Raw genomic sequence first — 21101 nt, 5'->3', positions numbered from 1 at the left:
GGGACTTCAACGATATTCAGGGGGCAGTTTGGCCTGTTCATCGACAGTTGCGGAAAAGGATATTTAAAATGGTTAATATTGTTTTATGACGCGCTTTTTTGAAAAGATATTCTATTATCAAAAGACGAACCGGGTGCTGAGCCATGTGTTGTTCTGGCTTGCAGTGCTGCTGATCAGTGTCAACCTTAGCAAATATGAGGACGGAAAAGAATTTAGTTATGGCTTTGCTTTCACAGGTAATGCCTTGTACCTGGTTCCGCAGATCGTAGCCTCATATCTTTTGACCTATTGGGTTATTCCGCAATTTTTTTTCCGTAAAAAATACGTGCTGGCCCTGGGCAGTTTTTTTGCGGGCAGTTATCTCACCTGCGTATTAGCCCGTTTTTTAATGGTAAGAGTGGCAGAGCCGCTTGCCGGGATGCCACCCGCAGCCTTTGAAACCAACCGGGAGATCCTGACCGACCTTTCCAAGCTATTTTACAGGTACTTCTTCAATATTTTTTCCCTGGCTTTTGTCTTCATGTTCATCAAGCTGCTCAAAGACCAACTGGACATCCAGAAACGCACATTGACCCTGGAAAAGCAAAAGGCGGAGGCAGAACTCAAATTGCTGAAGACCCAACTGAACCCTCATTTCCTGTTCAACACCCTTAATAATATTTATTCCCTGTCCATAACGGCATCGCCCGCGACCTCGCCATCTATTGCAAGGCTGGCAGAAATACTGGATCATATCCTGTACCGCTGTAATACAGAATTTGTACCCTTATGCTCGGAGATCGCGTTATTGAATAATTACATCGGACTGGAAAAGTTAAGGTATGATGAACGGCTGAAGGTAACTTTTAATGTAGAAGCTGACCAAAACATCGAAATTGCGCCGCTGATCATGCTGAACATCGTGGAAAATGCTTTCAAGCACGGTGCCGCCAGGGATTCCGGCAATCCGTTTATCAGGATTGACCTGACGGCGGATCAATTGTTTTTGAATTTCCGGGTGGTCAATTCGGCTACCCGCCGCCCGCAAGAGGCTGGTGAAAAGCAGGAAAAGATCGGCCTGAATAATCTCCGGCAGCAGCTCGGGTTAATTTACGGGAGCAACTACCGGCTGGAAATTGAGCAAACAGAAAAACAATTTGCCGTATTTTTACAAATTGCGCTAAAGGCAAATCAAAGGCAAATATGAAAAACATCCGTTGCTTACTGGTAGATGATGAACCGCTGGCTATCAGCTTGCTGGAAAACCATATCGGCAAACTGGACTTCCTGGAAGTATCGGCGACCTGTCCCGACGCAACGAAAGCTATGAATGCCTTAAGACAGCAGGAGATTGACCTGCTTTTCCTGGATATTCAAATGCCTGACATTACCGGAATCGATTTTTTAAAAACCTTTAGGAATGCTCCAAAAACCATTATTACGACCGCCTACCGGGAATTTGCATTGGATGGTTATGACCTGGACATCATAGATTACCTGTTAAAACCCATAACTTTTGACCGGTTCTTTAAGGCCATTGAGCGTTATCTGCGCAGTAGCAGTCCAAATACAACCCCTGTACCTCCAAATACGGAAACTGGCTTTATTTTTATCAAATCGGGTTATAACCAGGTAAAAATTGAACTTGCTGATATATTGTACATTGAAAGCGTAAAGGATTATATCAGGTTGCATACCCGGCAAAAGGAGATCACTGCAAAGTACAAGATCAGCGACATCGAAACCGAACTATCCGGCAAGGGCTTCTTGCGGACACATCGCTCTTTTATCGTCAACCTTAAAAATATTGCCGCTTTTAATGCGAATGACATTATGATCGGTACGACTGAAATACCAATAGGCGAAAGTTATAAAGCTGTTGTATTAAAAATACTAGGAAATTTTTGAGTGATGCGAATGACTTAAGGGTTATGTAAAATGTAGCTGGCTACTTTATAGCCAGCTACATCCGGGTAAATGATGGGGCTCGAACCCACGACCCTCGGTACCACAAACCGATGCTCTAACCAACTGAGCTACATCTACCGTTTGGAGAGTGCAAAAATAGAAATCTTACGGCTATTTGCAAACTCTTTTTAAAATTACATTTGGCTTACCTGTTTAATTTAGAACGATTTTAATTAATTATTAGATTTGTATTTATGACTGAGCAATTAATTGAATTGAATGTGACAGGGATGCATTGTAATAATTGCGCTTTATCTGTACATAAACTACTTGAAAAAAGGGGCTTACACAACATACTGGTCGACTTTGCCAGCGAAGAGGTAAAATTTTCAACCAGCGACACAACCAAACTCCCCGAAATAAAAAAAGGAATAGAAAGCTTAGGTTTTAGAGTGATTGACGATATTTCACAACATCAGCCTTCATTTTATGATAAAGTAGAGAACAAATTTATCTTTTGTGCACTGTTTACCGTACCTCTTTTGCTCGGCATGTGGTTGCTGTGGCATGTATTACATCAACCTATTGTACAACTATTATTATGCTTGCCAGTATTTATTGTGGGCTGCCTGCATTTTAGTAAAAGTGCCTGGAGTTCGGTAAAAGGAGGTGTACCCAATATGGATGTGCTCATATTTATCGGTTCAACATCGGCATTTGTATATAGCCTCACAGGTACGCTGCAGCACTTAGGTCCCAAATATCAGTTTTACGAAACCTGTGCTACTATTATAACCCTGGTACTATTGGGCAATGTGTTCGAAAAACGTTCCGTAACCCAAACTACATCCGCAGTAAAAGATCTGATCAGGTTTCAGCAGGTAAACGCCAACCGTGTTGTTAACGGCGGCGTAGAAGTGATCAGCGCCAAAGAAGTACGTCCGGGTGATACCTTATTAGTAAACCAGGGCGATAAAATACCCGTTGATGGCGAGATTCTATCCGGCAGCGCCTCCGTTGATGAGGCCATGCTTACCGGCGAAAGTTTACCAGTTGAAAAGAAAAAATACGATAGAGTGATAGGCGGCACTATATTAGTAAACGGCAATGTACATATGCTGGCTACCAAGGTTGGTTCCAATACTATACTATCGCAGATCATCGAACTGATGAAGAAAGCCCAGGCTGCAAAGCCTCCTATTCAAAAACTGGGTGATAAGGTTGCTTCTATATTTGTACCGACAGTGCTGGGTATCTCTCTGCTTACTTTTGCACTTACTTTTTACGTAGGCCAGGCAGGCTTACAGCACTCCTTGCTGAATGCTATTGCCGTACTGGTGATATCGTGCCCTTGTGCCATGGGTTTGGCTACCCCTACCGCTGTGATGGTAGGACTGGGCCGTGCGGCTAAGAACGGCATCCTCATCAAAGGAGGTGATACCATTGAAGCCGTAGCTCATACCAAATATGTAGTATTCGACAAAACAGGCACCTTAACCACCGGCAAATTCAACATCAATGAGATCAAGGCTGAATCCGGCATCGATATAGAATTGATTCGCGGCATCATTATCGCCATTGAAGAGCGCTCAAATCATCCGATAGCCCGATCGTTAGTAAGTGGACTAAAAAATCTACCCCGGCAAAAGGTGATACTTAAAGTAGCCAAGGAAGAAAAAGGCCTGGGTATGCGCGCAGAAGACGTGGAAGGCAACAACTATTTTCTCGGTACGGCTAAACTAAATAAGGACGATCATTTTAATCTCTCGCTCTATAAAAATCAGCAGTTGCTGGCACAAGTAGCCATTGACGATGAAATAAAACCCGAAACCGCTGCCTTAATAACCCAACTCAAAAAAATGGGCATTAAACCTATATTGCTGAGTGGCGATAAAAAAGACCGGTGTTTAAAAGTAGCAGCCACCATTGGTATTAAAGAGGTACATGCCGAAAAACTGCCCGACGAAAAGCTCAACGTAATTGATAGGTACAAGCAGAAGGGTAAAACTATCATGATAGGCGACGGTATAAATGATGCACCCGCATTAACCAAAGCCGATGTAGGCGTATCCATGAACGATGCCAGCCAGGTAGCCATACAATCAGCCAGCGTGGTACTGTTGAATACCGATCTGCACTCGGTTATTAAGTTTTTACAGATTAGTAAGCATACCCTGCTCACCATTAAACAAAACCTGTTCTGGGCATTTGCCTACAATATCATCGCCATTCCCCTTGCTGCTTTAGGCTTTCTAAACCCGATGATCGGCGCATTTACTATGGCCTTTTCTGATGTTATAGTAATTGGGAACTCACTGAGGTTGAAAATTAAAAAGGTTGATTAACCCCCAGCCCCCGAAGGGAGAGCTTTTGATAAATGTGACGGTAACGATTTCATTTTTTTCGTTAATATAGCCCTATATTGATATTCGGCTATTATGAAATTTATTGAGCGTTATTTAGGCGGCGAAGATAGTACTGCTGTATATGATGACATTTATGGTTTAGGGAAAAAAGCCTTTGGCATTGAACATTTTGATGATGTACAGGCAGTACTTATTGAGACCTTTAACAGAGTAGCTTTTAATCTTCAGGTAATTTATCACGAATTGAATAAAATCAATTATGTATTCAAAACTACTTTTACAAATAATTCCGACAAACCGTTAGTAGCTCCTTTACCCAACTCTGATAATTTAATTTCAGATCTTGAAAATGCAGTTGCCGATTTCGGAAAAATCCCACTTTCGTTAAAGTTATTTTATAAAATTGTGGGCACATGTAACTTTGCATGGGATTACGAAAGCCAACCTGATTTGCTATGGGAAGGCGCAGACCCGATACAAATTGATAGTCTCGATGATCTTGTAGTTTATGTGACTACTGATGACTGGAAAGAATACATAAGGGAATCCCTTGAATATAACGAAGATGAAGTACCTACTTTAGAATTGGCAGCTGATTACTTACATAAAGACAATATTAGTGGAGGTCCGGCTTATTCCTTGCAGATCACTCGCAATGAGAGCATAGACAGTTTATTTTTAAACGAGCCCAACGAAACAACCTTTATTGACTATCTGAGGATATGTATGGAAAACTGTGGCTTTCCTGGCGACTCTGCTTTCCGGCAACATCAGAGTTATAAGGACTTCTACGCCAAAGTAAAACCACAATTAAAATCCATTTAGTTCTATTAAATATATCCCCCTACCTCCCTGAAGGGGGAATTTTTGAAAATCTTATCGGCAATTAATGTAACTTATGCTACTTTTGTTCCCCCTTTAGGGGGTTAGGGGGCTTATGATCGAAATTTACACAGACGGTGCATCAAGCGGAAATCCGGGTCCGGGAGGTTACGGGGTAATTCTGCGTTCGGGCAAACATTATAAAGAGCTTTCCGAGGGCTTTCGCAAAACCACTAATAACCGCATGGAACTATTGGCTGTAATAAAGGGGTTGGAAGCGCTGAAGACCCCCAATCAGCAGGTCATGATCTTTTCCGACTCTAAATATGTGATCGATGCCATCGAGAAACGCTGGGTAAATGGCTGGCTGCAAAAAGGCTTCGCCGGTAAAAAGAACAAGGATCTGTGGCTGCGTTATCTCGATGTCAGCAAACACCACCAGATCAAATTCACCTGGGTACGGGGCCACAACGGTCACCCCGAAAATGAGCGTTGCGATGAACTGGCTGTAGCAGCCGGCAAGCAGAAACCCCTGTTGATAGATTCTGTTTTTGAAGTGGAGAATGCGAAGGGGGTTAATCTCTAAATTCTAAAAGCTAAATTTTAAATTGGCTGGGCTTATTCAGTAATTCAATAAATCAATAACTCAATAATTAAAACCTCCCCGCCAGTTCTATAATCTGCAGATCCTGAATTTTATCTTCATCGATATTAAACCGCATCAGGGTGCGTACTTTATGCCAGCCCTGCTGCCCTGCCGCACCAGGGTTAAGATGCAGGCAGCCTATCGTTTTATCGGGCATTACTTTCAGTATGTGCGAATGCCCCGAGATAAACAGCTTAGGCGGATTTAAGTAAATCTCCTTTTTTACCGCCGGACTATATTTACCTGGATAGCCTCCAATGTGCGTCATCCATACATCAACGCCTTCGCAGTTAAAACGCATATTTTCCGGGTATACCAATCGTACGTCCTTACCATCGATGTTGCCGTATACGCCTTTTAATGGCTTAAAAGCGGCCAGTTTATCGGCCAATTCCAGGGTGCCGAAATCGCCGGCATGCCAGATCTCGTCGCAATTTTCAAAATGCTTAAAAACAGCGTCGTCAAGGTAACTGTGGGTGTCGGATATTAAGCCTATGCGGGTCATCGGAGCAAATATAGATACAAGAGGTAAGAGTCAAGAATAGGGAGGTAATAAATCTGTCATTGCCCACAAAAACACCTGAGTAAAGTTAAAAAAGTGGGTTTACATGGTTTACACTTTTCATGGTTAACATTGATTTATTTAATTGATAATCAATAGTTTAAATGCTTACAAGCCTTATTTTATGTTAACCGACTTTGGGCTTGTTTTTGGTCAAATATCGTAAGTCGGCCATTGCGCAAAAAACTGATAAAACAAGACTTGCGACGGGAGGGGGATTACGCAACTGATGATACATTTAACTGAAGATTGAATATAGTTAAATTAATATGATACTATGTTGTTATTTTTCTTAATCCAGTGAGAACCATTCTGTGTCAACAACAGGACATCTACTGGCCCTGCTATATCATTAGGGTGAAATTTAGCTTCATAGTTTACCATGGCCTCTATTAATGCGGGTATGTCATTCTGATTAACGTGAGCAAAATAACTCGGTGGGGTTTTAAAAAGAAGATTACCGTATATACCGATTAAGATTATTTGACCTTTAGGCTCAACCAATTTACTGGAAATAATCAGTTGCCCTATAGAGTTTAATTTGCCAGAAATAGTAATCTTCCTAACTGACGGTTGATTACCGAAATAGCAAAAAAAAGCAACTTCAGCTAACTTACCCTTACTTTCAAGTAGGATTTTTTTGAAATCTTTACGGTCATCAATAAACAACTTGTTATAATGTAACTTCATTTGTAATTGGAACGAATTCGTTATGTCATCCCAACTCCGCTTTGTATCTAGCTCATGAGTTATTTCTCTGGCAAGTTGTGAATCATCTACTCCTGCCACAACAAAATAATCTTTGCCAACGTTGTGTATTTTGCATACAGTCTGAGGAAGAGTGGTCAATATTCCTTGAGAATTATATTGATGAAGGTTTCTTCTACCATCTGCCGCAACATAAATACCATCTTTCGTTATTGCAATAATTATGCATGTTGCATAACAATTCAACGAAAGAAGGCATAATAAAAAGACAAATGCTATTTTCATGGTCTAAATATAACTTAATAAGTCGGGACTAATTCTCTTACGTTCAGAATCATACAATCTCATATCGAGCGCCAACAAATGGCCTACTGATATTAGAGTCTTAGGAATCAGTATAAATCTTGTCAGGATGACAAACTACTGAGATTAAAATATCGTCAAAAAGCCCTTTAATACTTCCTGGTACTGCCTGCTGTAAACTTTAGGTTCATCATAGATAACCAATCTCTCTTCGTCCGATTCGATGGCATAAAAACCCAGTGCCAATATTTCCCGATGTGGTTCATCATTCTTAAAAGAGTACACCTTTATTACTTTCTGTAAATGAAGCTGATGCTGCACAGCGAAAGCTTTCACGACCTCGGCGGTATCAATTGGTAACACCAACCAGCAAGTTCCATTCTCTGTTAAATGATTGGAAACCGTTTTTATCAATTCTTCAAAAAATCCTTCCCCGGCATGTTTAGCCAAGTTCTTCTTCACGCCCGGCGATTGCAGGGAATTAATGTAGAAGGGCGGATTGGATACGATCCGGTCATATTTTTTATCGGGATGGCCGGCGAAAAAATCCTCAAACCCAACCGGAAACAGCGTAAGTCGATCAGCAAAAGGCGAATTCTTAAAATTGCTCCCGGCAGTTTTAGCCGCGCTTTCATCAATCTCCGCCGCGTCAATCTGGGCATCTGTAAAGCGCTGGGCCAGCATGAGGGCAATTACGCCGGTACCGGTGCCTATGTCTAATATGGATAATGGTTTATCAGCATCGGCCAAAGCACCCAGCAAAACACCATCGGTATTGATTTTCATGGCACAACCGGTTTGGTCGACGCTGAATTGTTTAAAGCGAAACATATTCGCCATGACTACTTTTCGTAAAGCTCCAGCGGTAAACCATCCGGATCTGCAAAAAAGGTAAAGCGTTTGCCGGTAAATTCATCAATGCGGATAGGTTCTGTAATTACGCTATTAGCTTGCAAACTATAGACCGCCTCATCAATATCGTCAACCTCAAAAGCCAGATGGCGTAAACCGGCAGCTTCGGGCCGGGATAAACGGGTAGGCGGCTCCGGGAAAGAGAAAAGCTCGATCTGGTACTGGTTACCCACTTCCAGATCGAGTTTATAGGATTGCCGCTCTTCGCGGTATACTTCCAATAATATTTTGAAACCCAGTATCTCGCTATAAAAATGCTTCGACTTTTGGTAATCGGAACAAATAATAGCGATATGATGTACCCGGTTCAGCTTCAGCATTATTCGCCTAAAATAGAGTGTAATACGTTGCTATGAACCATTTTCAAGTCGGTAACGTGGCCAAATGGCACTTCGTCAACATTCAGGAAACCATTATTTACGGTACCCAGTAAGCTGAATTCAACATCGCTGGTAGCCATAAATTCAATAAAGCGCTCCTGCTCTTCTGGAGCCACGGTTACCACTACCCTGCCTTGCGCTTCACCAAAAAGGAAGGCATCTTTACGGATATCGTCATCTGTTTCAATGTCAAAACCAAGTCCATTCGGCATAGATGACTCCAGCAGCGCGATATATAAACCGCCATCGGCCACATCATGTGCCGACTCGATCACCCGGTGTTTGATCAGGCCTTTGATAGCTTGCTGTACCTCGTATTCCTGGTCGATATCAAAATGCGGAGCAGGTGCTTTTAGTATTTTGTGCCATGAAGCCAGGTACTGTGACGAAGCGATATCATTAACCGATTCACCAATCAGGTAGATCAGGTCGCCGGGTTGTTTAAAATCAGCGGTCATGATGTTTTCTACATCGTCCATTACGCCCAGCATACCGATAGTCGGCGTCGGGAATACCGAACCACCATCTGCCGATTGGTTGTAAAAGCTCACATTACCACCCGTAACCGGGGTTTCAAACTTGCGGCAGGCGTCGCCCATACCCTTTATAGCGCTTACAAACTGCCAGTAAACCTCTGGATTATAAGGGTTACCAAAATTTAAGCAGTTGGTGATAGCCACTGGCTCGCCGCCGGCACAGGTAATATTACGTGCAGCTTCGGCAACAGCTATTGCGGTACCTTTATAAGGATCGGCATATACGTAGCGCGAATTGCAATCTGTTGTTAATACAATAGCTTTATCTGTATTCTTAACCGCCACAACAGCTGCATCGCAGGCCAGGTTGGCGGTCATGGTTTGTACACCTACCATGCTATCGTATTGGTCGGTTACCCAACGTTTAGAAGCCAGGTTAGGGTGTGCAGCCAGATGCTCGGCCACTTCAACAAGGTTTTCAGGCTCTTTTACATCATCGATGTTGAACTTTTGATTTTCGGCAAAGTAAGCAGGCTCGCGGTATTCGCGCTGGTAAACCGGTGCGCCGCCGCCTAAAACAAGGTCATCTGCAGGTACATCGGCAACCAATTCGCCGTTCACAAAATATTCCAGGCGTTTGGTATCGGTCACCTCACCAATAACAGCGCAGTTAAGATCCCATTTGTCAAAAACTGCCTCTACGTCTTTTTCGCGACCTTTATGAACCACAATCAGCATACGCTCCTGTGATTCAGACAGCAAAATTTCGTAAGGTTTCATATGATCCTGGCGGGTCGGCACTTTATCCAGGTGGATACGCATACCATGCTCGCCTTTAGCGCTCATTTCGGAGTTGGAGCAGATGATACCGGCAGCGCCCATATCCTGCATACCTACCACGGCGCCGGTTTTAATTACTTCTAAGGTAGCTTCCAGCAACAGTTTTTCCTGGAAAGGGTCGCCTACCTGAACAGCAGGAAGATCGTTCACAGAATCGGCAGTGATATCTTTGGATGCGAAAGCCGCGCCGTGGATACCGTCTTTACCGGTTGCAGAACCTACTATATATACCGGGTTACCTACGCCATAGGAGGTTGCCGAAACGGTTTCGCCCGCTTTTACAATACCTGCCGACATGGCGTTGACCAGCGGGTTTACATTATAACAATCGTCAAAAAACAGCTCGCCGCCTACAGTTGGAATGCCAAAGGCATTACCGTAGTGACTGATACCTTTTACCACACCTTTTACCAGCCATTTGGTTTTATCCAGGCTCAGATCGCCGAAACGCAAAGAATTGAGTTGCGCGATAGGACGTGCACCCATGGTGAAAATATCACGGTTAATACCACCTACACCGGTTGCAGCGCCCTGGTAAGGTTCTAACGCCGATGGGTGGTTGTGCGACTCGATCTTGAAAGCGCAGCCGATGCCATCGCCCAGGTCAACCAGACCGGCATTTTCTTCACCCGCCTTAGCCAGCATCCGCGGACTATCCTTTGGCAAAGTTTTTAACCAGGTGATGGAATTTTTATAGGAACAGTGCTCGCTCCACATGACCGAGAATATAGAGAGCTCGGTAAAATTGGGTACGCGGCCCAATATTTCTTTTATACGTTCAAATTCTTCGGGTAATAAGCCTAAATCTTTGGCGGTTTCAACGGTGGTTAATTCCTGGTGCTCCAATGTACTATTGTTTTATTTGAAAGGATGCGCAAAAGTAGGAAAAAAGGCTGAAAGCTGAAAGGTAAAAGGCGAAAGGTTTTGACTTGTATTGGGTTCGGGTTACGGGTTGCGTGTCCCAGTGCCGGAATGCTTCACTAACTTTCATCGCCTAAAAATTCAGCTTATATAATTCACCCAATAAGAACTTCTTAAATCTTGAATTTTAACACTTTTCTATTCAAAATTGGGTAAAAAACGAGTTAAAAAACGCTCAAAACTTGATCAAAACCATCAATTTTAACACTTTTTAACAAATTTTTGATGGGTTTTAAAACTTTAAAAAGTATGTGAGCTGCAGAGGCCACTTCCCTACGCCATTCCCCAAAGGAAGGATCTCACATTCCTCCACTTTTAAAAGCTTTCCGAACACCTATTATGCGGTTAAAGACGGATTGTTATTAATTATAATTTACTGTAAATCCCATAAGGATGCTTTTGCCATTTTTTTAAGGACACTAATTTCCCGGTATCAAAATCATCATAGTAAATAGTATAGTTAGGCAGATATACCCTAAACCTATAATAGGTAAATAACCTATTGGCGGAAGAATCACATACAAATACGGCGTAATATTTATGCGTTGGCGTTGGTGTACTTTCTACATAGGCACTTACTTGTCTTTCCTTCGGTCTCTGCTGGTTTGATGAAATAATTTCAGGTAAGGAATTGATCAGTTTTAATACTTTCTTCTCCTGGCTGTTCGCCCCCACTGCATCCTGGGCAGCTGCTTTGGCAAGGGTTAAACTACATATGATCAGGATCAGATAAAGAGTTTTCATGGCTAAAAGGTTCATTTAAATATACACATAATCGCTATCAGTTTAGGAGTCCTCCGCCTGAATGAGTCAGTATTAGACTCCTAAGCCGTCGAAACCCCTTCTTTCTCCAATGTCATTAAATTAAGGAATTTTGCAAACCCCATCGGGGTCAAAGCTTTGTAGAAAAATGCAGATTATCCAATCAGTGCCGTAGGTACTATACTCAGGTTGCATACCTACGGCATGCTTAATGCGTGTTTTTTGTTTGCTACAAAGCTTTTACTCCTACGGAGTACCTTACTTAATGCCATTGCCTCTTCTCCAAGGAAGGAGTCGCACATATCCCCGACTTTAAAGCCATCCTGACATCTATATTTTGATAATAAAACGCACTATAGGAAATAACACATCTATGACGGTGTATATTTGTTTAGGCGAAAGTTTGTTCCGATCTTTGAATTAGATGTTTAAACATTTATTTGGAAATAACAAGATGGAAATAGGAATAGATAGTTTCGCCTCGGCGATGTACGGCAGTAAGGAATTGAGCAGCGTGGATGCCATGGAACAATTGCTTGACCGCATTGCCTTTGCCGATGAGGTTGGGCTGGATGTTTTCGGTATCGGTGAACACCATAAAAAGGAGTTCCTGGATTCGGCAACAGCTGTGATCCTGGCTGCTGCCGCGGCACGAACCAAAAATATTAAATTAACCAGCGCGGTAACGGTACTCAGCGCTGCCGATCCGGTACGTGTATACCAGAGTTTTGCCACCTTAGACCTCATATCTAAAGGTCGCGCCGAAATGGTTGTTGGCCGGGGATCATCTATTGAAGCCTATCCCCTGTTTGGTTTTAACCTGGACGATTACGACGCGCTGTTCAAAGAAAAGCTGGACTTATTGCTCAAAGTACGCGATAATGAATTTGTAACCTGGTCTGGTAAATTCCGCGCGCCTTTAAATAACAGGCCTGTATACCCAAGGGCCTTACAGCAAAAACTGCCCATTTGGCTGGGTGTTGGCGGCACGCCTGAATCATTCGCCCGTGCCGGAACATTGGGCTTACCCTTAATGGTAGCCGTGATAGGCGGCGAAACACATCGCTTCCGACCACTGATAGATCTGTATCGCGAAGCCGGAAAAAGAGCAGGTTTTACACCCGATCAGTTAAAAGTTGGGCTGCATTCGCCGGGCTATGTTGCCACGACCAATGAACAGGCTGTTGCCGATTATTATCCAGGCTATGCCGAACTCTGGACAAAATTAGGCCGGGAACGTGGCTGGCCGCCGGTAACCAAAGCACAATTCGACAGTCTGGTAGCACCAAAAGGTGTATTGGTAGTAGGCGGGCCAGAACAGGTAGCCGAAAAACTATTGCGCCATAGCGAAGCATTGGGCGGTGTGGATCGTTTTACTTTTCAGATGGATAACGCAGGTTTAACCCATACCCAGTTAATGAGTTCCATTGAACTGATCGGAAAGAAAGTGATGCCGTTGGTGAATGCATCATAAGCTAAAGGATATAAAAGGCCTGTCAGTCTGAGCCCTGTCGAAGACTCGTGCGCAGAAGCTCAATAAAAAGGTGTCATTTCGAACGAGAAGAAATGACACCTTTTTAATTCTTTTATCCTGATTCTTGATTCTAACCTCTTGACTCTCTAACTTACTTCATTACCGCAAGCACCTGCGCAACCGGCAAATAGGGTGCTAAAAGTTTCCTGACAAACTTGCTAAAGAAAATCATCGTTTTTTTTTAAAGCATTGATCACCTCATCGGTATTTAATACAGTGGCAAATTCCTCGTTTATCTGTGCCAGGGCAGTTAAGTGGATGGTTTCCGCATCGTAATGTTCCCCCTTGATGCCTGTTTTGGCAAAGGCAGCTGTGGCATCGGCTACTACAAAGGTGTTGTACCCAAAATTGCCTGCCATTCTTGCGGTGGTTGATACACAATGTTCGGTGGTGAGGCCCACGATAACCAGGGTATCAATACCGGCAGCATCCAGTCGCTGTTGCAGATCGGTACCGATAAAAGAGCTGTTCACCGATTTTTTGATCACCGGCTCGCCGGGCAAAGGTTTTACAATTTCTTTATGGATATTGCCTGGGTTACCTTCTACCAGCAGGGAGTTGGGGTTGGTGGAGCAATGCTGAATGTGAAAAAGCGGCAGGTTGTTTGCCCGCCAGTGATCAAGCAGTTTACGGGCATTTGCTTCGGCATCCGGGTTGTTGCGTTCGCCGCCCCAGTAAGGAATATCGTCAAAACCCTGCTGTATATCAATCAGTATCAGCGCCGGGTTGGTATTTGTTAATGTTTTCATACCTCAAAATTGCAGCTTTACCGGCACCCGGTTTTTGCTGTGAGGCTTTATTTGTTTGTTATGATAACACCGGTTCGTTACGCTCGCTGCTGGGTGGCGCGCCAAACTTTTGCTTATACACTTTTGAAAAATGCGAGATATTTTCAAACCCACTACTGTATGCTATCCTCGAAACGGAGTCGTTGGAGTTTTTGAGCTGGTAGGCGGCATACTCCAGCCGGCGGTTAATCTGCCATTTTACAGGCGTGGTATTAAAGCGCTCGGTAAATTCCTTTTTAAAAGCACTCACGCTTCTACCGGTCAGTTTAGCCATATCCTGTAATGAAAGCTGCCGGTTAAAGTTTTGCTCCATAAAATAGGCCAGGTCTATCTTATTTTCGCTTACCATATGTTTTAAAAACGAAACAAAGGTTTTCGAACTGTCGTTCGATAAAATTTGAAGCAATACCTGGTGCGTTATAAATTTCACAATGCAACGCGAGTAATCCTGCGGATGTAAAATATGGTGAATGGCCTGTGCTATGTTGGCGTTTATAAATTCGGATGTTTTAAAAATAAAAGGTAGCAGATCGTCGCTCAGTTTTTCCTGTCTAAACTCAGGTACATGACTTTCCAGAAAGTAATCCACAAACTCGTTTTCCATAAAAATGAGCATGCTGGTGTAATCATCAGACGGGAATATCTGGTAATTGCCCCGCCTCCTGAACTGAATATCACCGGCCTTTAAATGTTGCACATAACCGCCATACCAAACATCGATACATCCGGTTAAAACCACTTCGAGGCAATGCATGGTTTGCAGGGTATCGTCACAGCCGAAAGGCCGTTTTTTGTCAATAACAAAACCATACATTTCGCACATGCGCAGCTTCACATGCGCGTGATAACCAACCAGATCCTTAGGAATTTGTATCATCTTTACAATTTATTCACACTAAGCTACGGGTTGTAGGGCGGTTTTTTTAGCTTTTGGGGTAATTGTAACAAAACGATGATAAAAGGTCGCTTACTAATCCCTCTTGAGAGTAATAGTCCGTGAGTAGGCAGGATGCAAGGATCAAACGCGCGTTATTGACTCACCCCGACGTCGCTGCGCTTGTCACCCCTCTCTGCCCTTTGGGCAAAGAGGGGATTTTTAATCTTTTTTTCTTTACCCTCTTTGCGGCGAAGCCGCAGAGAGGGTGGTCCAGCGAAAGCGCAGACCGGGTGAGTCTGCTATGCTTCATCCTATTGCTCGTCAGAATTTGAGATACATGTCTACCTATGGGCTATCATCCGCAAAAAGAGTTACAACAACTTTATACAAACAAAAAAAGGGCAAACGAAAAATATTCGCTTGCCCACGGTGGTCATCTAACGATTTCTGTCCCCCCGGAGACGCTATACAACCACTTTATCTTGAGTGCCTATTACTCACTTAGCTGAAAATTGATAGGGATATTATACCGTACCCGTACCGGCTGACCGTTCTGGATACCGGGTTTCCAGGCTTTGGCCAGCTTAAGCACGCGCAGGGCCTCTTCATCAAACCCATACCCTGCGCCACGCTCAACTTTGATATTGGACAAAGAACCATCTTTCTCAATAATAAAACTCATGATCACTCTTCCTGATACCCCCTGTTCCTGCGCAACAGCCGGAAAGCGAAGGTTTTTTTGCAGAAATTTCCCCCAGGCTGCCGCTCCGCCAATCGGTTCGGGCATTACTTCGAGTGTACCCTCGTTGGCATCAATTATACCTGGATTTGCAGCCGCAGTACCGTTACCACCAGATCCCGTTTCAGTTTTAGCGGTAGCATTATCACCACCCACAGGCCCTTTAACTGTTTCGGGACCTATTGCCCCAGTAATATTTTTAATCACAGGAGGATCAACCGGTGGATCTGTTGGAACAATATGCGGAGTTGTAAATGCTGTTGTTTGTATAGGTGCAGCAGGTTTTACAGGAGCCGCAGGCTTTGCAGGTTCAGCCTGTTTGGGCTTTTCTATGATTTTTTCCGTCTTAATTGTCTTCATGTCAATTATTGGAATATCTGCGATTATTCTGGTATGATCAATTTTGGGTTTGAATATAATGCTTGCCACAACCAAAATAGCCACGCCTGTAAGGGCAAATCCTATGGCTTTGCCCATGGTGCGGCCATAATTCTTTCTCAGATCATAAGCACCGTACTCTTTGTTACGATGGTCAAATACAAGGTCGAGCCACTCGGCGTTGTACAAATCAAATTTGGCAATACTCATAATTTTCAGAATTAAATTTCTAATTAAACGAATATACATATATAATATTTTACAAAACAAGAATTATTTTAAAAATAATTTTCATTCGTATTACGCTGCGCCAAACCCGGTAAAATTTAAATTTTCAAATAAGAGCTTTTTTGCTGAAAGTATTTAGCAATTGAAAACAATCATTGTTAACCCAAAAACAATGTCATTTCGACGAGGAACTAAGAGAAATCTTTTATTTCTCGCGCTAACCGCGGCCAGGAATTATGATATTTTTCAAAATACCGAGCAAACATTCTATATAAACATCAATACGAATACTTTTTCTTGCATTTTCAATTAAAAGCATAATTTAAAAAACACTTTACTTATATATTTACTACATAAACAAACAAAAAGTTAAAATATTTATAAAAAAAGTGTGTTTATTTTAATTTTTTACTACTTTTAAACATGGTTAGCAGGATTTATCAATTTACTGCCTTAATTTTTTTCCTTTTTTCCGGATTTGTAGCATCCGGACGGGGAGGATCATACCATATTAATCATCAGAACGAAAAAAAAGCTTCTTTTAAAACCGCAAGCCCTAATCATCGCCCATCCAATTACGAATACAGTCTTAATAATGTACCCCTGCCGGTTATCAATATTCAACAACACCGCGGGGCGCATTCATTACAAGGCTTTGATCACAGTCCCAATTTTTTCTCGATAGGGATCAAATACATCACCTTTACTTGCGGCCGCGGCACAAGTCAGCTGTCGCGTTTCCGCAAACTCATCCTTTTTCCGTTTCACGCTTTTTGGTAGTAGAAAAAACAATGCTATCCCGCTGCCCTGATTAGGCAAGCGGTATTTTATTGTTTTTAAAAATTTAGTTTAATACCCCGGCATTTTGATTGGGTGCCGGGAGATTATTTGAATCATGAGCCAAGAATCAGGAGTCAAGACAAAAAAATAGTTGATTTTAAAATCCTTCGTTTGAATGTTCATTCTTCAAATCAGGGATAACATTAAGCTATTGCTGTTTTCTTAGCTCTTGATTCTAAAATCTTGACTCTTCATACTGCCTGGTATTTTGATTGGGTACCAGGCAGTACTTATCAACTTTATTAAAACTCCCTTAAACCCGAAACATGAAAAAATTCATACCCTTTGGCGTACTTATCCTGGTAATTATACTTGCGCTTGTATACCCCTCGGTTACCCTCACTACTATAAAAGACAGTAAAATTGATACCGGCGATACCGCCTGGCTATTAGTAAGTACCGCCCTTGTACTAATCATGACTCCCGGACTGGCATTCTTTTATGGCGGCATGGTGAGCAAAAAAAATGTACTATCAACCATGCTGCAAAGCTTTGTTTGTATGGGCGTAATTACCGTTATATGGGTGATATTTGGCTTTAGCCTGGCTTTTGGCGATTCTATTGGCGGTTTTATTGGCGATCCGCGTACCTTTTTTATGATGAAAGGTACACTGGGTAATGCCACCTGGAAACTGGCGCCAACTATACCATTGGTATTATTCGCTATGTTCCAGTTAAAATTCGCGGTAATTACACCCGCCTTGATCACCGGCGCTTTTGCCGAGCGTATCCGTTTCAACTCCTATGTGATTTTCCTTTGCCTGTTCATGATATTTATATACGCTCCGCTGGCACACTCTACCTGGCACCCGGATGGTTTCCTGTTTGGCAAAGGCGTATTGGATTTTGCCGGTGGCACGGTAGTACACATGTCGGCAGGTTGGGCTGCGTTAGCTTCGGCATTATATTTAAAACAACGTAACGATCAAGCACATTCACCGGCACGTATCAGCTATGTATTATTAGGTACAGGTTTATTGTGGTTCGGCTGGTTCGGTTTTAACGCGGGTTCGGCTTTAGGCTCGGGTACATTAGCCGCCACAGCTTTGGCTACAACAACCACCGCATCTGCAGCTGCAGCTATGGCCTGGATGTTTTTTGACATATTACGCGGCAAAAAACCAGGCGTTATGGGTGCTTGTATTGGCGCGGTAGTAGGCCTGGTAGCTATTACACCGGCAGCGGGTTTTGTAACCATACCCCACTCTTTGATCATCGGTATTGTGGCCGCTGTAGTAAGTAACCTTGTCGTGATCTGGAGAACATCAACCAGCATTGATGATACCCTTGATGTATTTCCTTGCCATGGCGTAGGCGGCATGGTGGGCATGTTATTAACCGGTGTATTCGCGCATCAAAATGTAAACGCGGGTAATACTACCGGCAATGGCTTATATTATGGCGAAACCCATTTATTTTTCATCCACCTTATTACGCTGGTAGGTGTTTCGGCCTTTGCTTTTTTTGGCTCACTATTATTACTAAAGATCACAGATATGATCAGCACTTTACGTGTTAGTCCAGAGGAAGAACTCGCCGGTCTTGATGTAAGTCAGCACGACGAAGGTCTTTAATCCGGCATTACACTATCTATCAAACCAAACAACAAGAAAAAACTAAAGCTGCATTTTTAAAGATGCAGCTTTTTTTAATTATTGAATTATTGATTTAGTGAATTAGTGAATTAGTGATTTGCTTGTCTGAACCTTGATTTGCAGGATTATTTGTCTGAACCCGAATTTATAGAATTAAAGAATTTTCGGAATTTTTTTGTCCGAATAAGAATTAACTCCATTTGAGGGCTAAGCGTTTTCATAATTCAAAAATCTTCAGAATTTGATTAAATTGCACGTCATTTTTTCAAACCACTCACCACTCACCACTCACCACTCACCACTCACCACTCACCACTCACCACTCACCACTCACCACTCACCACTCACCACTCACCACTCACCACTCACCACTCACCACTCACCACTCACCACTCACCACTCACCACTCACCACTCACCACTCACCACTCACCACTCACAACTCACTACTCACTACTCACCACTCACCACTCACCACTCCTTCGTCGATATCTTATTGATCTTTTTCTGCTCTTTGGGCAGGGCAGATATTTTGAGCATGTATGATCTCAGTACAGCTCCTACTTTACGGCTATTCAATAGCATGCGGTTCAAAAACTCGGTTACGTCGCGCTTATCCAGTTTATCTTTGGCTTTTTCCATGGGGATAGTAACACCCGGTACAGCCTCATACACATTATACCGATTGCGCTGATACGGCACATACACAAAATCGGTAAACCAGTAGCGATATTTATTATCCTTTACTTCAACCCGCAGGGTGTAGGTTATCTCCCCATCTTCATGGGTGGTAACAAACGACTTTTTGGATACCAAGAAACCGCTGGTACCCACCAGCACACCCTGGGCCTTATCGGCGGTTGACAGCTTTAGTTTGCCTTTGGGGTATGCCGACTTAAAAAAATAAAGTCCGCGGCTATACAAAGTATCGGCGCTCAGACCTTCCTGGGCTACCGTTTGATAGTAGATATACTTGTCATTTTCATCAAAAGCCAGCGAATCTGTCTGAGCCGAAGCGCTTTTCACAAACAACACACAAACAAGCGCTATCAATATATTTTTCATTTTTATACTTTATTAAATTAAATGAGCAAGGATTTTTGTTTGAGAGCAAGGATTTTGAGAACAAGGAGCAAGGATAAAAAAAATCAAATCCGAGTAGACAAAGTCCTTGCTCTTTATTCCTTTTATCTTTAATCAAAAGTCCTTGTTCATTACTCCCAAAATCCTTGCTCCCTGAAAACAAAGATAAAAGCCGTTCCGGTAATAGGAACGGCTTTCATAAAAAGATTTGGAATTTATTTTTTTCTTTAGAACGCGTAAACCGCAGCTAACACAAACTGCGAAGCTTTATTGGTTGATACACCGCTGCTGTTAACAAATGGCGCATAGAATTTATCGCTCTTATTATCAAACCTAAGCTCAGGTATCAGTGTTAGCGGACCCGCCTTGATATTTGAAGTTATAGTGATCGCTTTTACATCGCCACCATCCTTTTTAACTTTAAAATACTCACCTCTTAAACCAAAGCTAACCGCTTTTGATACCGCATACTGTGGATAAAGCGCGACGCCTTCAAAGCCGCCGCCATCATTAGGAGCAGAGAAGGTAGCGCCATTTAAACCTAATTTAAAGGCATCGGTTATCTGATAGGCAGTTGTAAGGTCAAATTCTGTTCCGGAGTATGAGCCGGTTAATACGTTCAGATAAGCTGTCCAGCCTTTAACCGGAGCAACCATTAATTGCGCGCCAAAGGTTGACACATCACCCGAGGTTGTGGCGCCCTCGCCTACTGTTCTGAAAGAGGAATAAGTATTCCAGTAGTTATTAAAGATACCGGCCATTAAGCTCACTTTATCAGAAAAAGCATAAGTGGCTTTGAAACCCGCGTTCTGGAACGGCCCATTAGTAAACAGGTACGAGGTTGAATAGTTATAGTTGCCTGTTGGCGCTATTACCTCATAACCCACAAATGTAGCCATATAACCAGCTGTTAAATTAAACTGACTGGTAACATCGTAAGACACATACAGATTTTGAATGTGGTAATTTGGGTTGGGGATGGACTGATCATTTCGCGGACCAAAAGACAATTCACCTACAAACGATGCTTTCCCTACCTTTTTCTTCAAACCAAGATCGATCATACCTATCGAAACCGAATTTTGATCTGTGGCGAAGCTGGTTGGTATGTTGGCACGTTTAGAAAAATCATACTTATAATAAGCGTCAACAGATCCGGTAATAGTTAGCGGCGGATCTGGCGCTGCTGTTTTTGTGGTGTCCTGTGCTTTCACTGTAAAAGCCGCGATAGAAAAGAAACATAATAGTAAAGCTGTTTTTTTCATGATAACGATTTAATTGTTAATAAAATTGGGTTTGTTAATTTTTTTGATTTAAAATACTGATATACAAATAGTTATTACCTTATAGGATCTTTTATTGTCGGCATAAAAAATCCCTGTGCAGTTGGCGATGCCATTACATTAAAGCCACACACCAACCACACAAGGTATTACCGATCCCCATGAGGGATCT

General features: G+C 42.7%; 19 protein-coding genes and 1 tRNA gene. 8 read left to right on the top strand and 12 right to left on the bottom strand.

What is annotated here, in order from left to right:
* Positions 1–85: 85 nt before the first annotated feature.
* A complete protein-coding gene (locus ACNURT_RS09365) occupies positions 86–1186 on the top strand; it encodes a sensor histidine kinase (RefSeq protein WP_419701506.1) in 1101 nt (366 codons plus the stop codon).
* Positions 1183–1887: a LytR/AlgR family response regulator transcription factor gene (locus ACNURT_RS09360; RefSeq protein WP_419701505.1), complete on the top strand. Its 705-nt coding sequence runs from the start codon at positions 1183–1185 to the stop codon at positions 1885–1887. The genes ACNURT_RS09365 and ACNURT_RS09360 overlap by 4 nt, the downstream gene beginning before the upstream one ends.
* Positions 1888–1951: 64 nt before the next feature.
* On the opposite strand, the gene ACNURT_RS09355 is transcribed toward ACNURT_RS09360, so the two are convergent.
* Positions 1952–2025: transfer RNA gene (locus ACNURT_RS09355), tRNA-His, on the bottom strand.
* A gap of 116 nt (positions 2026–2141) precedes the next feature.
* Here ACNURT_RS09355 and ACNURT_RS09350 point away from each other — a divergent pair.
* The 3 genes from ACNURT_RS09350 (at position 2142) to rnhA (ending at position 5661) form a co-directional block, all read left to right on the top strand.
* The gene (locus tag ACNURT_RS09350) at positions 2142–4232 is read left to right on the top strand and encodes a heavy metal translocating P-type ATPase (RefSeq protein ID WP_419701504.1); all 2091 of its coding nucleotides are present in this window, start codon (positions 2142–2144) and stop codon (positions 4230–4232) included.
* Between the two features lie 93 nt (positions 4233–4325).
* Positions 4326–5078, top strand: a complete 753-nt coding sequence (locus ACNURT_RS09345) for a hypothetical protein (RefSeq protein WP_419701503.1) — start codon at positions 4326–4328, stop codon at positions 5076–5078.
* A 112-nt stretch (positions 5079–5190) separates the two neighbouring features.
* On the top strand, positions 5191–5661 hold the full coding sequence (gene rnhA, locus ACNURT_RS09340; protein ID WP_419701502.1) for a ribonuclease HI: 471 nt from the start codon (positions 5191–5193) through the stop codon (positions 5659–5661).
* A 67-nt stretch (positions 5662–5728) separates the two neighbouring features.
* Here rnhA and ACNURT_RS09335 read toward each other — a convergent pair whose 3' ends face one another.
* The 6 genes from ACNURT_RS09335 to ACNURT_RS09310 all read right to left on the bottom strand — a co-directional run bounded on the left by ACNURT_RS09335 (position 5729) and on the right by ACNURT_RS09310 (position 11567).
* Positions 5729–6226, bottom strand: a complete 498-nt coding sequence (locus tag ACNURT_RS09335) for a metallophosphoesterase family protein (protein ID WP_419701501.1) — start codon at positions 6224–6226, stop codon at positions 5729–5731.
* 321 nt (positions 6227–6547) lie between these two features.
* Entirely contained in the window at positions 6548–7276 is a 729-nt protein-coding gene (locus ACNURT_RS09330; RefSeq protein ID WP_419701500.1) for a hypothetical protein, read from the bottom strand.
* Positions 7277–7420: 144 nt separating this feature from the next.
* Positions 7421–8080 carry a tRNA1(Val) (adenine(37)-N6)-methyltransferase gene (locus ACNURT_RS09325; RefSeq protein ID WP_419701499.1) on the bottom strand — a complete coding sequence of 220 codons (660 nt, stop codon included), beginning with the start codon at positions 8078–8080 and terminating at the stop codon, positions 7421–7423.
* Between the two features lie 56 nt (positions 8081–8136).
* The gene (locus ACNURT_RS09320; RefSeq protein ID WP_419701498.1) at positions 8137–8526 is read right to left on the bottom strand and encodes a VOC family protein; all 390 of its coding nucleotides are present in this window, start codon (positions 8524–8526) and stop codon (positions 8137–8139) included.
* A complete protein-coding gene (purL, locus tag ACNURT_RS09315) occupies positions 8526–10748 on the bottom strand; it encodes a phosphoribosylformylglycinamidine synthase subunit PurL (protein ID WP_419701497.1) in 2223 nt (740 codons plus the stop codon). The genes ACNURT_RS09320 and purL overlap by 1 nt, the downstream gene beginning before the upstream one ends.
* Positions 10749–11189: 441 nt before the next feature.
* Complete coding sequence (locus ACNURT_RS09310) at positions 11190–11567, bottom strand: hypothetical protein (RefSeq protein ID WP_419701496.1); 378 nt, start codon at positions 11565–11567, stop codon at positions 11190–11192.
* A 472-nt stretch (positions 11568–12039) separates the two neighbouring features.
* On the opposite strand from ACNURT_RS09310, the gene ACNURT_RS09305 reads away from it, so the two are divergent.
* Positions 12040–13059: an LLM class flavin-dependent oxidoreductase gene (locus tag ACNURT_RS09305; protein ID WP_419701495.1), complete on the top strand. Its 1020-nt coding sequence runs from the start codon at positions 12040–12042 to the stop codon at positions 13057–13059.
* Between the two features lie 218 nt (positions 13060–13277).
* Here ACNURT_RS09305 and ACNURT_RS09300 read toward each other — a convergent pair whose 3' ends face one another.
* The 3 genes from ACNURT_RS09300 to ACNURT_RS09290 all read right to left on the bottom strand — a co-directional run bounded on the left by ACNURT_RS09300 (position 13278) and on the right by ACNURT_RS09290 (position 16111).
* On the bottom strand, positions 13278–13868 hold the full coding sequence (locus tag ACNURT_RS09300) for a cysteine hydrolase family protein (RefSeq protein WP_419701494.1): 591 nt from the start codon (positions 13866–13868) through the stop codon (positions 13278–13280).
* 58 nt (positions 13869–13926) lie between these two features.
* Positions 13927–14784, bottom strand: coding sequence for a helix-turn-helix domain-containing protein (locus ACNURT_RS09295; RefSeq protein ID WP_419701493.1), 858 nt, complete (start codon positions 14782–14784; stop codon positions 13927–13929).
* 493 nt (positions 14785–15277) lie between these two features.
* Positions 15278–16111, bottom strand: a complete 834-nt coding sequence (locus ACNURT_RS09290) for an energy transducer TonB (RefSeq protein WP_419701492.1) — start codon at positions 16109–16111, stop codon at positions 15278–15280.
* 441 nt (positions 16112–16552) lie between these two features.
* Here ACNURT_RS09290 and ACNURT_RS09285 point away from each other — a divergent pair, with 441 nt between their 5' ends.
* On the top strand, positions 16553–16909 hold the full coding sequence (locus ACNURT_RS09285; protein WP_370994693.1) for a hypothetical protein: 357 nt from the start codon (positions 16553–16555) through the stop codon (positions 16907–16909).
* A gap of 326 nt (positions 16910–17235) precedes the next feature.
* Complete coding sequence (locus tag ACNURT_RS09280; protein WP_370994694.1) at positions 17236–18543, top strand: ammonium transporter; 1308 nt, start codon at positions 17236–17238, stop codon at positions 18541–18543.
* A gap of 491 nt (positions 18544–19034) precedes the next feature.
* Here the strand turns inward: ACNURT_RS09280 and ACNURT_RS09275 are convergent, their stop codons facing one another.
* Entirely contained in the window at positions 19035–19628 is a 594-nt protein-coding gene (locus tag ACNURT_RS09275; protein ID WP_419701491.1) for a DUF4468 domain-containing protein, read from the bottom strand.
* Between the two features lie 245 nt (positions 19629–19873).
* Entirely contained in the window at positions 19874–20911 is a 1038-nt protein-coding gene (locus ACNURT_RS09270) for a porin (protein WP_370994696.1), read from the bottom strand.
* Positions 20912–21101: the final 190 nt, after the last annotated feature.

It is taken from the genome of Mucilaginibacter sp. NFX135 (assembly GCF_048565145.1).
Lineage (GTDB): Bacteria > Bacteroidota > Bacteroidia > Sphingobacteriales > Sphingobacteriaceae > Mucilaginibacter.
This window is presented reverse-complemented; position numbering and strand designations above follow the sequence as displayed.

Bases quoted from the DNA above. Each gene is read 5' to 3' on its own strand.
- ACNURT_RS09365 (WP_419701506.1), top strand. From the start codon at position 86: ATGACGCGCTTTTTTGAAAAGATATTCTATTATCAAAAGACGAACCGG.
- ACNURT_RS09360 (WP_419701505.1), top strand. From the start codon at position 1,183: ATGAAAAACATCCGTTGCTTACTGGTAGATGATGAACCGCTGGCTATC.
- ACNURT_RS09350 (WP_419701504.1), top strand. From the start codon at position 2,142: ATGACTGAGCAATTAATTGAATTGAATGTGACAGGGATGCATTGTAAT.
- ACNURT_RS09345 (WP_419701503.1), top strand. From the start codon at position 4,326: ATGAAATTTATTGAGCGTTATTTAGGCGGCGAAGATAGTACTGCTGTA.
- rnhA (WP_419701502.1), top strand. From the start codon at position 5,191: ATGATCGAAATTTACACAGACGGTGCATCAAGCGGAAATCCGGGTCCG.
- ACNURT_RS09335 (WP_419701501.1), bottom strand. From the start codon at position 6,226: ATGACCCGCATAGGCTTAATATCCGACACCCACAGTTACCTTGACGAC.
- ACNURT_RS09330 (WP_419701500.1), bottom strand. From the start codon at position 7,276: ATGAAAATAGCATTTGTCTTTTTATTATGCCTTCTTTCGTTGAATTGT.
- ACNURT_RS09325 (WP_419701499.1), bottom strand. From the start codon at position 8,080: ATGAAAATCAATACCGATGGTGTTTTGCTGGGTGCTTTGGCCGATGCT.
- ACNURT_RS09320 (WP_419701498.1), bottom strand. From the start codon at position 8,526: ATGCTGAAGCTGAACCGGGTACATCATATCGCTATTATTTGTTCCGAT.
- ACNURT_RS09310 (WP_419701496.1), bottom strand. From the start codon at position 11,567: ATGAAAACTCTTTATCTGATCCTGATCATATGTAGTTTAACCCTTGCC.
- ACNURT_RS09305 (WP_419701495.1), top strand. From the start codon at position 12,040: ATGGAAATAGGAATAGATAGTTTCGCCTCGGCGATGTACGGCAGTAAG.
- ACNURT_RS09300 (WP_419701494.1), bottom strand. From the start codon at position 13,868: ATGAAAACATTAACAAATACCAACCCGGCGCTGATACTGATTGATATA.
- ACNURT_RS09295 (WP_419701493.1), bottom strand. From the start codon at position 14,784: ATGATACAAATTCCTAAGGATCTGGTTGGTTATCACGCGCATGTGAAG.
- ACNURT_RS09290 (WP_419701492.1), bottom strand. From the start codon at position 16,111: ATGAGTATTGCCAAATTTGATTTGTACAACGCCGAGTGGCTCGACCTT.
- ACNURT_RS09285 (WP_370994693.1), top strand. From the start codon at position 16,553: ATGGTTAGCAGGATTTATCAATTTACTGCCTTAATTTTTTTCCTTTTT.
- ACNURT_RS09280 (WP_370994694.1), top strand. From the start codon at position 17,236: ATGAAAAAATTCATACCCTTTGGCGTACTTATCCTGGTAATTATACTT.
- ACNURT_RS09275 (WP_419701491.1), bottom strand. From the start codon at position 19,628: ATGAAAAATATATTGATAGCGCTTGTTTGTGTGTTGTTTGTGAAAAGC.
- ACNURT_RS09270 (WP_370994696.1), bottom strand. From the start codon at position 20,911: ATGAAAAAAACAGCTTTACTATTATGTTTCTTTTCTATCGCGGCTTTT.